At 70.4% G+C, this 14,019-nt stretch carries 15 protein-coding genes and 1 pseudogene; 4 read left to right on the forward strand and 12 right to left on the reverse strand.

Annotated elements, in window-relative coordinates:
• Window positions 1-194: 194 nt before the first annotated feature.
• Together ABT009_RS44390 and ABT009_RS44395 are read right to left on the reverse strand one after the other, a co-directional pair.
• On the reverse strand, window positions 195-956 hold the full coding sequence (locus ABT009_RS44390; RefSeq protein WP_351308138.1) for an enoyl-CoA hydratase-related protein: 762 nt from the start codon (window positions 954-956) through the stop codon (window positions 195-197).
• A 6-nt stretch (window positions 957-962) separates the two neighbouring features.
• Window positions 963-2,135, reverse strand: coding sequence for a thiolase family protein (locus tag ABT009_RS44395; protein WP_351308141.1), 1,173 nt, complete (start codon window positions 2,133-2,135; stop codon window positions 963-965).
• 98 nt (window positions 2,136-2,233) lie between these two features.
• Between ABT009_RS44395 and ABT009_RS44400 the strand changes: the two genes are divergently transcribed.
• From ABT009_RS44400 to ABT009_RS44410, 3 genes are read left to right on the forward strand one after another with little or no spacing between them, the layout of a single operon-like run.
• Window positions 2,234-3,358 (forward strand): acyl-CoA dehydrogenase family protein, encoded by a 1,125-nt coding sequence (locus ABT009_RS44400; protein WP_351308144.1) that lies wholly within the window; start codon window positions 2,234-2,236, stop codon window positions 3,356-3,358.
• Window positions 3,359-3,381: 23 nt separating this feature from the next.
• Window positions 3,382-4,146, forward strand: a complete 765-nt coding sequence (locus ABT009_RS44405; protein WP_351308146.1) for an SDR family NAD(P)-dependent oxidoreductase — start codon at window positions 3,382-3,384, stop codon at window positions 4,144-4,146.
• 6 nt (window positions 4,147-4,152) lie between these two features.
• A complete protein-coding gene (locus ABT009_RS44410; protein WP_351308149.1) occupies window positions 4,153-4,926 on the forward strand; it encodes an SDR family NAD(P)-dependent oxidoreductase in 774 nt (257 codons plus the stop codon).
• A 61-nt stretch (window positions 4,927-4,987) separates the two neighbouring features.
• Here the strand turns inward: ABT009_RS44410 and ABT009_RS44415 are convergent, their stop codons facing one another.
• The 5 genes from ABT009_RS44415 to ABT009_RS44435 form a co-directional block, all read right to left on the reverse strand.
• The gene (locus ABT009_RS44415; protein WP_351308152.1) at window positions 4,988-5,728 is read right to left on the reverse strand and encodes a hypothetical protein; all 741 of its coding nucleotides are present in this window, start codon (window positions 5,726-5,728) and stop codon (window positions 4,988-4,990) included.
• Window positions 5,729-5,757: 29 nt separating this feature from the next.
• Window positions 5,758-6,318: a flavin reductase family protein gene (locus tag ABT009_RS44420; protein ID WP_351308155.1), complete on the reverse strand. Its 561-nt coding sequence runs from the start codon at window positions 6,316-6,318 to the stop codon at window positions 5,758-5,760.
• A gap of 8 nt (window positions 6,319-6,326) precedes the next feature.
• Window positions 6,327-7,508, reverse strand: coding sequence for an acyl-CoA dehydrogenase family protein (locus ABT009_RS44425; RefSeq protein ID WP_351308158.1), 1,182 nt, complete (start codon window positions 7,506-7,508; stop codon window positions 6,327-6,329).
• 125 nt (window positions 7,509-7,633) lie between these two features.
• The gene (locus ABT009_RS44430) at window positions 7,634-7,765 is read right to left on the reverse strand and encodes a hypothetical protein (protein WP_351308161.1); all 132 of its coding nucleotides are present in this window, start codon (window positions 7,763-7,765) and stop codon (window positions 7,634-7,636) included.
• 270 nt (window positions 7,766-8,035) lie between these two features.
• Window positions 8,036-8,560, reverse strand: a complete 525-nt coding sequence (locus ABT009_RS44435; RefSeq protein WP_351308164.1) for a DoxX family protein — start codon at window positions 8,558-8,560, stop codon at window positions 8,036-8,038.
• A gap of 203 nt (window positions 8,561-8,763) precedes the next feature.
• On the opposite strand from ABT009_RS44435, the gene ABT009_RS44440 reads away from it, so the two are divergent.
• Window positions 8,764-9,804, forward strand: a complete 1,041-nt coding sequence (locus ABT009_RS44440) for an LLM class F420-dependent oxidoreductase (RefSeq protein ID WP_351308166.1) — start codon at window positions 8,764-8,766, stop codon at window positions 9,802-9,804.
• Window positions 9,805-9,954: 150 nt separating this feature from the next.
• On the opposite strand, the gene ABT009_RS44445 is transcribed toward ABT009_RS44440, so the two are convergent.
• From ABT009_RS44445 to ABT009_RS44465, 5 genes and pseudogenes are all read right to left on the reverse strand, one after another.
• A complete protein-coding gene (locus ABT009_RS44445) occupies window positions 9,955-10,779 on the reverse strand; it encodes an SDR family oxidoreductase (RefSeq protein ID WP_351308169.1) in 825 nt (274 codons plus the stop codon).
• Window positions 10,780-10,961: 182 nt separating this feature from the next.
• Window positions 10,962-11,293: pseudogene (locus ABT009_RS44450) on the reverse strand (NADPH-dependent FMN reductase); the annotation flags it as partial.
• A 105-nt stretch (window positions 11,294-11,398) separates the two neighbouring features.
• A complete protein-coding gene (locus ABT009_RS44455; RefSeq protein ID WP_351308174.1) occupies window positions 11,399-12,346 on the reverse strand; it encodes an SDR family NAD(P)-dependent oxidoreductase in 948 nt (315 codons plus the stop codon).
• Between the two features lie 158 nt (window positions 12,347-12,504).
• A complete protein-coding gene (locus ABT009_RS44460) occupies window positions 12,505-13,746 on the reverse strand; it encodes a cytochrome P450 (RefSeq protein ID WP_351308177.1) in 1,242 nt (413 codons plus the stop codon).
• 64 nt (window positions 13,747-13,810) lie between these two features.
• Window positions 13,811-14,005, reverse strand: a complete 195-nt coding sequence (locus ABT009_RS44465; protein WP_351308179.1) for a ferredoxin — start codon at window positions 14,003-14,005, stop codon at window positions 13,811-13,813.
• Window positions 14,006-14,019: the final 14 nt, after the last annotated feature.

The following is a 14,019-nucleotide window of genomic DNA, read 5'->3' on the forward strand; positions in this document are numbered from 1 at the left end:
GGGGGGTGGGGGTGTGCGGGCCCCCCGGCCCGCCCGGGGGGGGGGGGGGGGGGGGGGGGGTGGGGGGGGGGGGGGGCCCCCCGGCCGGCCCCCCCCCCCCCCCCGACCCCACGGTCACGACGTCACCCGGGCCAGTGCGCAGGCGCGGGCCAGGCGGGGTCATGCGCGCACCTAGGCCACGGCGGCCGGAGCGCTCACGGCCTGTCTGTGCGCGCCGCGAACCGGCGCGCCACGTCGGCCACGTCGTGGCGCCGACGCAACTTCGCCTGCGCCTCCAGCGCGAGGGCGTGGGCGAGGCTGTTGTCCTCACCGGCCGCGAGGAGTCCGAGCGTCTCCGCGACTGCCCCGGGATGGGCGGCCCGTATCAGATCGGCGATCTCGCGCGCCCGGTCGAGCAGACAGTCGTGCGGTACGACTTCCGTCACCAGGCCTGCCACCAACGCCTGTCCGGCGTCGATCGGCTCGCCCGTCAGCATCATCCGGCGCGCGAGACGTGTGCCGACCGCTCGCGGCAGCAGAGCGCTCATCCCCCAGCCCGCGGTCAGTCCGATGGCGGCGTGGGTGTCGGCGAACCGGGCCCGCTCGGAGGCGATGAGGAATGAGCACGACAACGCCAGCTCCAACGCTCCCGTGTAGCAGAGGCCGTTGATCACCCCGAGCACCGGTGTGCCGGACGCCCGCACCACCTCGGCGGGGTCCGTGCGCGCTCCACGAGGGGAGCCAGTGCCGTTGCCCAGCGCCTCCTTGAGGTCGATTCCGGCCGAGAACGCCGGATCAGTGCCCGTGAGGACGACCAGCCGGGTCTCCGTGTCGGCGTCGGCGGCCCGGACCGCCTCGATGAGCCCGCGTCGCATCGCGATCGTCAGCGCGTTGCGGGCTCGCGGCCGGGCGAACGTCAGCCACAGCACGCCGTCCGTCCAACGGCACTCCAGTCCCTCAGCGCCGGCCTCGATCACCGTCGTTCACACCGTCAGGACCATGGCCGAGCCCATGCCACCGCCCGCGCACATGGCCGCGACAGCGGTCCCGCCGCCTCGGCGGCGCAGCTCGTGCGCGAGGGTCACGACCATGCGCGTGCCGGTGGTCGCGATCGGGTGACCGAGGCTGCACCCGCTGCCGAACGGGTTGACCCGCTCCGGGTCGAGGCCCATCTCGCGGGTGGTGGCGACGGCCACCGCGGCGAAGGCCTCGTTGACCTCGAACAGGTCGACGTCCTCGACGCCGAGCCCGGCGCGGTCGAGGGCCTTGCGGATCGCGGCGATCGGCGCGAGCCCCGTCTCGACAGGGTCGACTCCCACGCTCGCCCAGGCGCGTACGGTCGCGATGGGGGTGAGTCCATGCGCGGCGGCCAGGTCCGAACCGGCGACGACGACCGCGGCCGCGCCGTCGTTGACACCGCTGGAGTTGCCGGCCGTGATGGAGAAACCCTCGATCTCGGGGTGCAGCACCTTCAGCGCGGCCAGCTTCTCCGCGCTGGTGTCGCGCCGCGGATGCTCGTCGGTGTCGAAGACCGAGGCCACTCCGTCCCGGCCGGTGACCTTGACGGGCACGATCTCGTCGCCGAACCGGCCCTCGTCGATGGCCCGTACGGCCCGCTCGTGGGAACGCAGCGCCCAGGCGTCCATCTCTGCACGAGTGAGGCCGGCCAGCCGGGCCGTGTTCCAGCCGACGAGGACGCCCATGTCGTCGTTGGGTGCCTCGGGGGTCGGGACATGGGTCGGCGCCATCCAGGGGTCCTGCCAGTCGTCGGTGCCCGGAACCCGTCGCCGGGACACCGGCGCAGTCGACGACGAATGCGTCCCGCCCGCGATCACCGCCAGGTCCATCCCGGCCCGCACGCTCGCGGCGGCGGTCGCCACGCTCGCGAGTCCGGAGGCGCAGTGCCGGTTGTGCGCCAGGCCGGGGACGTGCGTCAGCCCCGCCTGCAGCGCCGCGTACCGGGCGATGTCCCCGCCTCCGGCGAGGGATTCACCGAGGACGACGTCGTCGATCGTCTCGGGGGGCAGTCCACTGCGCTGCACGGCCTCGCGGACGACGACCGTGGCGAGTTCGAAGGCGTCGGTGTCCCGCAGGGTACCTCGGCGGGCGGTTCCGATCGCGGTTCGGCACGCGGAGAGAAGAACGGCATCAACCATGAAATTCAGAGTACTTAAATAAGGGAACGACCGACAGACCATCCGCCAGATCGTGCAAGCATCTCGACCATGTCAAGAAAAAAGGATACCTTGTTCTGGTGAACTTCGAGCTCAGCAAGGAGCAGGACATGCTCCGCGAGGCCTCGCGCGACCTGCTGTCGGACCAGGCCCCGATCGAGCACGTACGGGCGTGGACGGATCGCGACGAGGATGTCGATCCCGAGGTGTGGAGGTTGACGGCCGACCTCGGCTGGCCCGGTCTGGGCCTGCCCGAGGAGTACGGCGGCGCCGACCAGGGCCTCGTGGAACTCGCGCTCGTCGCCGAGGAGATCGGGCGTGCACTCGGGCGGGGTCCCTTCGCGCCCACCGCCATCGTCGGACGGGCACTCGCCGCCGCGGGGTCGCCCGAGCTGCGGGCCGAAGTGCTGCCCGCGCTCGCCACGGGATCGGGCTGGGCCACCTGGGCCTTCGCCGAACCCCACGCCCCGTGGTCCCTCGACGGCGTCCACGCCACCACCCAGACCGAGGGGGACGCGATCGTCCTCGACGGGGTCAAGACGGCGGTGCAGGACGCGGGCGGTGCCCGCTGGCTGCTCGTCACCGCACGCCACGACGGGGCCCCGGCGTCGTTCCTCGTCGACCGGACGGCCCCCGGTGTCACCGTCCGCCGGCAGCGAGGGCTGGACCTGACCCGCTCGTTCTACGAGATCCGGTTCGAGGGCGTGCGCGTCCCGCACGCGCGCCGCCTCGCCGGCGGGCCCGAGGAGATCCAGAGGCTGCTCGACGAGGCGTCGGTGCTGCGGTGCGCCGACGCCCTCGGGGTGATGGAGCGCATGCTGGAGCTCACGGTCGAACACACCAAGTCCCGTGTGCAGTTCGGACGGCCGATCGGAACGTTCCAGGCAGTCAAGCACGCGTGCGCCGACATGGCAGTGCTGGTGCACGGCACCCGGGCCGCCACCTCCTATGCGGCGATGGCCGCCGACGCGGGCGCCGCCGACGCCGGCCGGGCGGCCTGCGCCGCTGCCTCGTATGTCGCGGCCGGGGCCGGCGAGGTCGCTGCCCAGGCACTCCAGTTGCACGGCGGCATCGGCTTCACCTGGGAACACGACCTCCACCTCCATCTGCGCCGCGCCCGGGCCGACAGCGTGCTGTACGGCGACGCCGCGGTGCACCGCGACCGGCTGTGCACCCTTCTGCGGCGGTCTCCCGCGTCCGCCTGAGCGAACGATCCGAAAGGTTCCCGATGGAGATCAAGGGCAAGAAGGCCGTGGTGTTCGGCGGCGCCTCCGGCATGGGCCGGGCCACCGCCGAGCTGCTCGCGGCCCGCGGCACCGACGTCGCCGTACTCGACCGTCCGTCGTCGGCCGGCGCCGAGGTCGCCGCTGCGTTCGGCGGGAGCTTCCACCCCGTTGACGTCACCGACTTCGAGGCGACGGAGAGCGCGCTGGACGCCGCCGTCGACACCCTCGGCGGCCTGCACGTGTCGGTCACCACCGCGGGCGGCGGCAGCGTACGGCGCACACTCGGCAAGGACGGTCCGCACGACCTCGAGACCTTCCGCCGGGTGCTCGACCTGAACGCCGTCGCCACCTTCAACGTCAGCCGTCTGGCCGCCGCGCACATGAGCCGCAACGAGCCCGAGGAGCCCGACGGCGAACGGGGCGTCATCGTCAACACGTCGTCGATCGCCGCCTTCGAGGGGCAGATCGGCCAGGTCGCCTACTCGGCCGCCAAGGCGGCCATCGCCGGAATGAGCCTCACCATGGCCCGCGACCTCGGCTCGCTCGGCATCCGTGTCGTCGCCATCGCGCCCAGCCTGTTCGAAACGGGCGCCACCGAGAAGATCCCCGCCGAGACGCGGGCCGCGCTGGTGAAGGATGCCGCGTTCCCCAGGCGGCTGGGCCATCCCGAGGAGTACGCCAAGCTCGCCCTCGCCGTCATCGACAACCCGATGCTGAACGGCCAGTGCCTGCGGCTCGACGCGGGCCAGCGGTTCGGCCCGAAGTGAGGTCTGATGAGTGAGGTTCTGATGCCGGAAAACACGGAGCACCAGGGCAAGGTGGCGCTCGTCACCGGGGGCGGCCGAGGCTTCGGCAAGGCGTTCGGCGAGGCCCTGTCGGCCCTCGGCGCGCATGTCGTGCTCGCCGACATCGACGGCGCCGCCGCGGCCGAGGCGGCGGCGGAACTCACCGCGAAGGGCCTGAGCGCGACCGGAGTCGCCTGTGACGTGGCCGACGAGACCGGAGTCGGCGCGGTCGTGCGCAAGGTCGCCGAACGCCACGGCGGACTCGACATCCTGGTCAACAACGCCGGCCTGCACGCCGCCTACAACAGGCCGTTCACCGAACTGGGCCTCGCCAAAGTGCGGCGAGTCCTCGACGTCAACGTCATGGGCGTCATCATCTGCTCGCTCGCGGCCCAGGAGGCCATGCGGGGACGGCCCGGCGCCAGCATCGTCAACATCTCGTCGTCGGCGGCCTACGCGAACCGAAGCATCTACGGCGTCTCCAAACTCGCCGTACGGGGCCTGACGGTGTCCTTCGCGCGCGAGTTCGCCGGGGACGGCATCCGAGTCAACGCCATCGCGCCGGGCCTCATCTTCACCGACACCGTACGGGCCCAGCTGTCCCCGACCGAGGCGGACCGTGTTCTCGGGGAGCAGATCCTGCGACGGGAGGGCCAGGAGCAGGACATCGTCGAGGCGCTGCTGTATCTGGTCTCGTCGAAGGCGTCCTTCGTCACCGGCGAAACTTTGCGTGTGACGGGCGGGTTCGCGCTGTCCGTCTAGTCTTCGTACACGCCTGTGGCCCCGCGACGACCATCGCGGGGCCACAGCTGTCACGGCTGTTCTACACGGCCGCCGGTTCGGCCTCCGGCTGCTCGGCCAGCTCCTTCTCCTCGGACGTGATCGCCTTCAGCAGCACGTACGGCGTGGCGATCTTCCAGAAGACGTACGCGATCGAGGGGATCAAGTACGCGAGCAGTCCGTTCCAGGCGAGCGGTCCGGTCCGGTTGAGGAAGACGAAGGCGCCCGGGATGAGCAGCACCCCCAGCACTATGCTGAGCCAGCCATACCAGCGCGGGAAGACCGGCTTGGCGCGGCGGTGGTCGATGAACGCGGCGTACCCGATCGACCAGACCTGCAGCACGAAGATGCAGGCGTTGCCCACGAACATCAGCCAGAACGTGTCGACCATCGCGGACAGGACGTCGGCGGAGTGGATCTCCGGCCGGTAGGCCGCGGCGGCGAGGATCGCGAGCGGGAAGAAGAACCCGAGCGGGGCCACCACACCCGTGGTGAGCTGGATCATGGAGAGCAGACCCCAGCCGCCCTCGACCCGGCGCAGCTGCATGCTCGTCACGACGACGTACGGGTATTCGAACGGTACGAGCAGGACCATCAGGGCGACACAGGTGAGGATCCCCGTGCGGTGGTCCTTGAGGAAGGTGACGATGTCGTCGGGGCTCTCCGTCGGGCTCATCGGTGGGGTGAGGTGCCCCACGGCGAAGGCGGCGAAGAATCCCACGAACAGGATGACTCCGCACCACGCCGACAAGCGTTGCAGTCTGAAGTGGAGATCTTTCTTCATCTACGGCTCCCTTATCTGCCGACCGGTGTCTACCGACCGATCTCGTGCCAGCCCACGAGGCTGTCGAGCAGCAGACCCGCGCTCGACATGTAGTCGCCGTACCCGCCCCGGAAGAACAGCAGCGGGGTCTTGGGCGACTCGACGCGCAGGTCATGGACCCGCCCGACGACCAACAGGTGATCACCGATCTCGACGACCTGCTCCACCGCGCAGTCGACCCACGCGACGATCCCGTCGAGCACCGGATTGCCCAGCGACGACGCCTGCCAGGTCGTGCCCTCGAACCGCTGTCCGGCCGGGCCGGTCGCCAGCTTCCGCGACAGCCGTTCCTGGTTGCCCGCCAGCGCGTTGGCGCAGAAGCGGCCTGCGGCCCTGATCGTCCGCAGGGTCGTGGAGGAGCGGTCCGCCAGGAAGGACACCAGGGGCGGGTCCAGCGACACGGACGTGAAGGTGCCGACGACCATGCCGTGCGGCCGTTCCTCGGCATCCGTGGTGGTGATCGCGACCACGCTCGTGGGGAAGTTGCCCAGTACGTCGCGGAACCGCCGCCCGTCGATCGCGTCCGTGTCCGACGTCCGGGAGTGCGTCACGCCGTCGCTCATATCAGGGTGCGCATCGACTCGGGCAGCTCAAGTCCCATCTGTGCCAGGGCGTTGGCGTGGTACGCGGTGCCGGGCACGTGGATCATGTGCTGGAGTCCGACGTGGGCGTCCCGCCAGAACCGCTGGATCGGGTTGTTGCGCCGGATCGCGTTGCCGCCGGACCTCGCGAAGATCTCGTCCAGCGCGGAGACGGCGCGCCAGGCGCAACGGACCTGGTTGCGGCGTACGTTCGCGCGGTCCTCGAGACTGATCGCTTTGCCGGCCTCGACCTGCTCGTACAACCGGCTGATGCCGTCGATGAGTTGGACCCGTGAGGCGGCGATCTCGGCGGCGGCCTCACCGGCGGCGTAGAGGACATACGGGTCGTCGCGCACCTGGACGCCGGTCACGGCGACCCGGTCGCGCTGCTGGGCCAGGTGGACGGCGAGGGCGCCCTCGCAGATGCCGATGACGGCGGCTGTGATGCCGAGCGGGAACATCGAGGCGAACGGCAGCTTGTAGAGGGTGTCGGTGAGCCCGACCGCCTCCGCGGCGGCCCCCTCCTGGACGGCCTCCTGCCTGATCGTGCGGTACTCGGGGATGAACGCCTTGTCGACGACGACGTCCTTGCTGCCGGTACCGGACAGTCCGACGACGTCCCAGGTGCCGTCGATGATCTCGTAGTCGGAGCGGGGCAGGACCGCATGCAGCACGGTGATGGGCCCGGCGGGCTTCCCCTTGCCGTCGCCGAGGAGTGCGCCGAGGAAGTCCCAGCGGCAGTGGTCGCTGCCCGAGGAGAACGGCCAGCGTCCGCTGAGGACATAGCCGCCGTCGACCGGTTCGGCGATGCCGTTGGGCATGTAGGGCGAGGCGATCCAGGTGTCCGGGTCCTCGTCCCACACCTCGTGCGCCAGCCGGGTGTCCATCTGGGCCAGCTCCCAGGGGTGGACCCCGACGACGCCGCACACCCAGCCGGCGGCCCCGTCGTGCCGTGCGACCGCCATCACCGCTTCCGCGAAGTCCCGGGGATGGGCGCCGAATCCGCCGAACTCCTTGGGCTGCAGAAGCCGGATGACCCCCGCGGAACGGAGCAGTTCCACGGTCCGGTCGCTCAACTTGCCGAGTGACTCGTTCTCGTCAGCGAGTGCGGCCAGTTCGGAACCCAGCTCCTCGACACGGCCGACCACTTCATGCGTCACGCCGCACACCTCCTGATGACTGATCCATCGCCTGTGCCGCGCGTCGCCGGCGGCGGGATGCCTCAGTGTCGTGTCGCGGGAACGACACCCGCTGGGCGCTTTCCGCTGACCGGGACAGGGCCGCTTCAGCGGGTGACGCGGGGGCGCAGCGCGGCGGTGGAGTGGCCCTTGAGGGCGGAGAACCACACCCCGGCCCCGGAGGCGAGGTCGTCGAGGCGGCGGGCGACGCCGTAGCCGAGGAGGGCCGTCCACCTCACCGGTCAGCGCCATGGCGCCGGAAGCCGCCCAGTCCAGAGGCGGGCATCCGGAGACGGGAGCAGCAGCGGTCGGGAGCGGGCGGTCCCCCAGGGTGCGGAGCCACCGCTGTACGGACTCGGCGGGCGTCCGTCATGTCGCCGCGCTCATCCACTCTGGGCCACAAAAAGAGTATACGATTAATGATCTTCGCGATTGCTTCAATGGCGTGGACAAGCCAGAAAACAGTGAACTTCGACAGACATCAGTAGCTGTCCAGCAGGCAAGGCGCGTCAGTCTGCCGCACGCTCACCGACCGTGCCCTGCTCGGGCTCCGGGCGCCGCCAGAAGACCGCGAGTTGCGCCGCCGCCGCAGCGAGGCCCAGTCCGGCCGCGAGCGCTGCGCGTTGCGGGCCACTGAGCCTTCCACCCAGCCCAAGTGCCTGGTCTACGCTGAACCGGCCGGGCCCGAGCCCGGCGAGCGCCACGGATGCCGCACCCAGGTTGAGCACGAACTCGTAGCCCTCATTCACCACGAAGAACCCGTTGGGCAGATGCACCGAGCGCGCGGCGACGCCCATCGTGCCGACGACCGCCGACGCCGCCAGCGGCGTTGCCGCTCCTGCCAAAAGGGCGGCGCCCGCCCCGACCTCGACGACCGCGCTGGCCGCGGCCTGCAGCCGCGGTTCACGGAAGCCCACGGATGCGAACCATCCCGCCGTACCGTCCAGGGTGCGCCCGTGACGCACTCCGTGCGCGATCATCGTGCCGCCGATCACCGCGCGCAGCGCGTACCGCGCCACATCGACGCCGTTCATCAGTCAGGCCTCCTTCCGGGCGGGCCCCATGCCGCCCCACCAGAATCCGTCGCGCCTGCCGACCCGGGCCGCCAAACAGCGGGGCATGCCGACAACGCGCCGCTTCGCCACTCCCGGCCATACGCGGGGATGGCGTCGAACGAGAGAGCTCACGAGCTATAGAGTGTACTTTATTCGCTGAGCATGGGAGGGTGGAGGTCAGGATGCGCATCGGTATGCCCTTGAGCTACAGCAGCGGTTTCAAGGAAACCGTCGCCGGGCTCCGCGACTACGAGAGGGCCGGGCTGGACATTGTCTTCGTCCCCGAGGCCTATTCCTTCGACGCGATCAGCCAGCTCGGTTTCATTGCCGCGCACACCGAACATCTGGAGATCGCCTCCGGAATCCTCCAGATCTACACCCGCACACCCACCCTGACGGCGATGACGGCCGCCGGCCTGGACTACGTCTCCGACGGACGGTTCACCCTGGGCATCGGCGCCTCCGGACCACAGGTGATCGAGGGCTTCCACGGACAGCCGTACACCGCTCCCCTCGCCCGGACCCGCGAGATCGTGGAGATCTGCCGGTCGGTCTGGCGCCGGGAAAGGGTCGTGCACGATGGCCGTCACTACCGGATCCCGCTCCCGCCCGAGCAGGGAACGGGACTGGGCCGACCGCTCAAGCTCATCAACCGCCCGGTGCGCGAACGCATTCCGATCGTGCTGGCCGCCATCGGACCGAAGAACGTGGCTCTGGCCGCCGAGATCGCCGAGGGCTGGATGCCGATGTTCTTCCACCCGGAGAAGGCGGACGAGGTGTGGGGCCCTGCGCTGACCGAAGGATCGACGGTGCGGGACTCTGCCCTCGGGCCACTCGATATCGTGGTCTCGCCTCCATTGGCCATCGGTGAGGACGTCGACGACCTGATCGATCTCGCCCGGCCCCAACTCGCCCTGTACATCGGCGGGATGGGGGCACGCGGCCGCAACTTCTACAACGACCTCGCCCGCCGCTACGGTTACGAGTCCGCAGCAGACACCATCCAGGACCTGTACCTGTCCGGCCGCAAGGACGAGGCCGCGGCCGCGGTGCCCGCCGACTTGCTGCGGGCGACCTCCCTGATCGGCCCCGCCTCCTACGTCGCCGAACGGCTCGCGGCCTTCCGGGCCGCGGGAGTCACCACCCTCCAGGTCCGCCCCCTGGCCCACGACCCGGCACAGCGCCTGACCGACATCGAAAAGCTCAAGGCCATGGCCTCCTGAACCTGGTTCCAACGGCGGCAAGCGTCAGCGGTTGCTCCCCGGGAGGTCCAGGAGGGCCGACCAGTGGCTCTTCGTCGCCCCAGTACATCGCCGCGCCAGCCTGGGTGAAGCCGTGGTGGGCGCCGGCCTCGGCCCGGTGGCACTCCGGCGTCAGCCGTCTTGCACGGCGGCGCACAGGCCACCGTCGACGACGATGTCGACGCCGGTCACGAAGCTCGCCTCGTCCGACACCAGGAACGCGGCGACGGCGGCGAACTCCTCGCACCGGCCGGTGCGGCCCAGAGGCGTGCGCTGGATGAGCTGCCGTACCGACTCGTGCTGCGCCACTTCTCTCCGGGTCTCCGGGGCGTCGACGGCGCCGGGCGACAGGGAGCAGGCGCGGGCTCCTACTGGCCCGAGCCGCACTGCCTCGGCGCGGACGAAGCGGTGCACGCCATACGTGGCCCACGGATACGCCCACGCGGGATCCTCCACGGCCGGCCCGATCGCGTCCCGGATCCGGTCGAGGAAGTCCTCCTGCAGCGGGTCGTCCAGGACGGCCGCGACCGCCGCGTCAGGGTCGATGTGAGCGATCAGTGGGGACACCGAGGCGAAGTACACGAACGCCGTGCCGGCGGTGGCCAGCGGGCGGAGCACCTCGGCGAGCACGGCGGTGGCGACGAAGTCGGCCTCGAGGATCCGGCGCCAGTCGGCCTCCTCGGGCGAGACGCTCGCGGCGTGCGCGACGGCCCGGAGCGTGCCGAGCTCCGCGACCCGGCCGGCCAGCCGGGCTAGGCCCTCTCGGTCGGTGACGTCCACTGCGAACGGCTCGGCGACGGCCCTCTTGCCGTGGCCGGCCAGGTCCTTCGCGACCGCGGCCGCGGCCGCTTCGTTGCGGTCAGCGAGCAGCAGCACGTCCACCATGTCGGCGAGTCGCCTCGCGCATGCCTCTCCCGTCCCGCGACCGGCGCCGGTGGCGATACCTACCGTGGTCATGCGTCACTCCTCACTGGAGACACTCGTCACGGAAGAGTGTCTCGCGGGTCCGGGCCACCACCCCCACCGGAGCTCGGATCACATCGGGCGGTGAGGTCCGAACTCCGTGGGGCGGCGCCCGGAACCACCCGACCGGCGTGCGGTGCCGTGCGCCGACCGCGCCGGCGGCCCGGCCCGCCTCGCTACGACGAGGCATGCGTGCGCAGCGGGCGGAGGGCTTCTGCGACCCGGACGAGTTCATTGACCATCGCCGTGGCGGAACCGGTCATGACGTCGTTGGCACCAGGCCCTCTTCCTCGTCGATGAGCTGGTGCACGAAGGGAATCGACACTGCCTCGAAGACCGGCGTCATCTTCAGGGTGGTCACCACCTGCTTGATCATCTGGGCGCCCCGCGTGCACGCGGACACGCTTCCGTAGCTGACCAGGCCGACCGGCTTGTACGTCCACTCGCGATGCAGGTAGTCGATGGCGTTCTTCAACTCGGCGTTGTGGCCGAAGTTGTACTCGGGCATCCCACCCGCCCGTGCTCCACGTTTGGTCTCGGCGGACACCGGCCGCCGTCAAGGGCGACGACGGCCGGGCCGTGTACCTACGAGCGCGTCACCGGCCAACGCCGCTCACGAAGCCTCGGAATCCAGGCCCTGCGCGAACTGGTGCTTGAGGAACGCACCGGACCAGGCCATCAAGCCGGAGGGTACGAAGTAGCCCTTCTCGTCGTTGATGGTGTCCCAGTTCCCGGCCACGGTCTCGATGGTGGGGGGGCCGTCCTGGTGGACGTAGCCCTCCGTCGAAGCGATGAAGATCCGCCCGAAGCGGCCCGCCCCGGCCGTGTAGATCTCCCCGTTGACCGGGCAGCTCTCGTGCGCCAGATAAGCCACCATCGGTGCCACCGCGTCCGATGGCATGCCCGCCTGGACGGCGGCGGCCTCCTGAGCGGCCTCGTCCAGCGGCTCGCCGCCGGCCATCCGGGTGTATGCCGCCGGCGCGATCAGATTGACCTTGATCCCGTGTGGCTCGCCGGCCAGCTTCGCGCTGCGGGCCAGCCCGATCACACCGCCCTTCGCCGCCGCGTACGACAGGTTGTTCTCGAGGCCGAACACACCGCTCGAGGTCGTCAGCACGACCCGGCCGTAGCCCTGCTCGACGAAGTACGGCCACGCGGCCCACATCGTGTTGAACGAACCGACGAGGTGGACATCGAGGTGGGCTTCGAGGTTCGCCAGAGCGACCTCGGGCAGACCGCCGTACCTGATGATCCCGGCGTTGTTGACGACGATGTCGATACGGCCGAAGGCGTCGATCGCCGTGTCGATGATCGCCTGACCGCCCTCCCGTGTGGACACGTCGTGGGTGTCGGCCACGGCCTCGCCGCCGGCGGCGACGATCTCCTCGACCACCGACTGGGCGGGGCCGGCGTCGGCGCCCTCCCCCTCCATCGACCCGCCGAGGTCGTTGACGACGACCTTCGCTCCTCGCTCCGCCAGGAGGCGGGCGTGGGCCCGACCGATGCCGCGGCCTGCACCGGTGATGACGGCGACGCGTCCGTCGAACCTCAACTCGCTCATGCGTGACTCCTGTCGTACTGGGTGGTTGCACCCCGTGCTGCGCGTCTCTCACTCGCGAAGCGGGTGGTGATCGGAGCGGCTTCCCGCGTCCCCGGAGCTCGAGGCGAGCGGGCGCGAGGCACGGGAGGCCGGCTGTCGTCGTTTCGGCTGTGCTCCGGTTACCAGGTGACCGGCAGCTCGTGGATACCGAAGGCGAGCGAGTCGTCCCTGCGGAACTTGAGCTCGTCCCGGCCGACCGCGAGGCGCAGGGTCGGGATCCGCCGGTAGAGCGTGCTGTACACGACCTGGAGCTCGATGCGAGCGAGCTGCTGGCCGACGCACTGATGGATGCCCCAGGCGAACGCGTGGTGGTGGCGCGCCTCCCGGGTCAGGTCGAGCTTCTCCGGCTCGGGGAACGCTTCCGGGTCCCAGTTGCCCGCAGGCAGCGGGACGATGATGCCCTCCCCCGCCTTGATGGTCACGCCCTCGATCTCGATGTCCTCGCGGGCGATCCGCCGCTGCCCGAGCTGCGGGACTGTCAGGTAGCGCAGGATCTCCTCGACCGCGTTCGCGACGACCTTCGGGTCGTCCGTCTCGCGCAGCAGCGCCAGTTGCTCCGGGTTCTCCAGGAGCAGGGCGGTGCCCAGCGTGATCATGCTCGCGCTGGTCTCGTGACCGGCGATCAGCAGGATCATGCACAGCAGGGTGGCCTCGGGAAGGGTGATCTCGCCCGCCTTGATCCGCGCGGCGAAGTCCGAGAGCACGTCTTCGGCCGGCTCGTCCATCTTGACCTGGAGCAGCCTGGCCAGGTAGCCGCCCAGCGCCTCGTTCGCCGCCCTGTCCTGCTCGGCGGTCTTGTCGCTCCTGGTCGCGAGGGAGGCGTGTTCCTGGAAGAAGTCGTGGTCCTCGTAGGGCACACCGAGCAGTGCGCAGATCATCAGCGAGGGCAGCGGCAGCGACAGCGCGGTGACCAGGTCCACCGGCTTCGGGCCCGCCAGCATCTTGTCGATGAGGTCGTCGGTGAACTTCTGGATCTCCGGCCGCAGCGCCTCCATCCGGGGGCGCGTGAACGGGCGGGTCATCATGCGGCGGATCCGCGTGTGGTCGGCGCCGTCGGCATTGAAGATCGTGAGCGGGTGGTGGTGGGCGTTCTCCGCCATGGCCTGGTTCGGATACGGGAACCCGGGTTGCTTGTCGTCCGAGCTCACCCGGGGGTCGGACAGGATCGCGCGCTGCGCGGCATGACCCGTGACGAGCCATGGGGTGCTGCCGTCCCAGATCCGGCCCCGTGACACGGGCCCCTGGTCATGCAGCGCGAGAAGCTCGGCCGGCGGATGGAACGGGCACTGGCTCGACCTCTCCCCCGGGTACTCGGTGACCGGCTCGTCAGGGTCGGCCAGTTGGGTGTCTGCCTCGGCCATGGTCTTTCCTCCAGATGGGTGTGGGGGGAACGCGGGTGGGGTGTGGGGACCGGGAGAAGCTCTGTCACTCCTCGATGCGGATCGCCAGCGCCGGGCACACCGCGGCCGCCTGGCGGACGTCGTCGGCCAGCTCCGCCGGTGGGTTCTCGTTCAGCAGGACGACGATGCCGTCGTCCTCACGCTGGTCGAACACGTCCATGGCGGCAGCCACGCACTGTCCGGCAGCGACGCACTTCTCCTCGTCGACGACAACTTTCATGGGGATCTCTCCTG

The organism is Streptomyces sp. NPDC002896 (assembly GCF_040295225.1).
In the GTDB taxonomy this organism is placed as follows: Bacteria; Actinomycetota; Actinomycetes; order Streptomycetales; family Streptomycetaceae; genus Streptomyces.

Coding starts and splice junctions, on each gene's coding strand:
- ABT009_RS44395 (WP_351308141.1), bottom strand. CDS start 2,135: ATGGTTGATGCCGTTCTTCTCTCCGCGTGCCGAACCGCGATCGGAACC.
- ABT009_RS44405 (WP_351308146.1), top strand. CDS start 3,382: ATGGAGATCAAGGGCAAGAAGGCCGTGGTGTTCGGCGGCGCCTCCGGC.
- ABT009_RS44410 (WP_351308149.1), top strand. CDS start 4,153: ATGAGTGAGGTTCTGATGCCGGAAAACACGGAGCACCAGGGCAAGGTG.
- ABT009_RS44415 (WP_351308152.1), bottom strand. CDS start 5,728: ATGAAGAAAGATCTCCACTTCAGACTGCAACGCTTGTCGGCGTGGTGC.
- ABT009_RS44435 (WP_351308164.1), bottom strand. CDS start 8,560: ATGAACGGCGTCGATGTGGCGCGGTACGCGCTGCGCGCGGTGATCGGC.
- ABT009_RS44440 (WP_351308166.1), top strand. CDS start 8,764: ATGCGCATCGGTATGCCCTTGAGCTACAGCAGCGGTTTCAAGGAAACC.
- ABT009_RS44445 (WP_351308169.1), bottom strand. CDS start 10,779: ATGACCACGGTAGGTATCGCCACCGGCGCCGGTCGCGGGACGGGAGAG.
- ABT009_RS44455 (WP_351308174.1), bottom strand. CDS start 12,346: ATGAGCGAGTTGAGGTTCGACGGACGCGTCGCCGTCATCACCGGTGCA.
- ABT009_RS44460 (WP_351308177.1), bottom strand. CDS start 13,746: ATGGCCGAGGCAGACACCCAACTGGCCGACCCTGACGAGCCGGTCACC.
- ABT009_RS44465 (WP_351308179.1), bottom strand. CDS start 14,005: ATGAAAGTTGTCGTCGACGAGGAGAAGTGCGTCGCTGCCGGACAGTGC.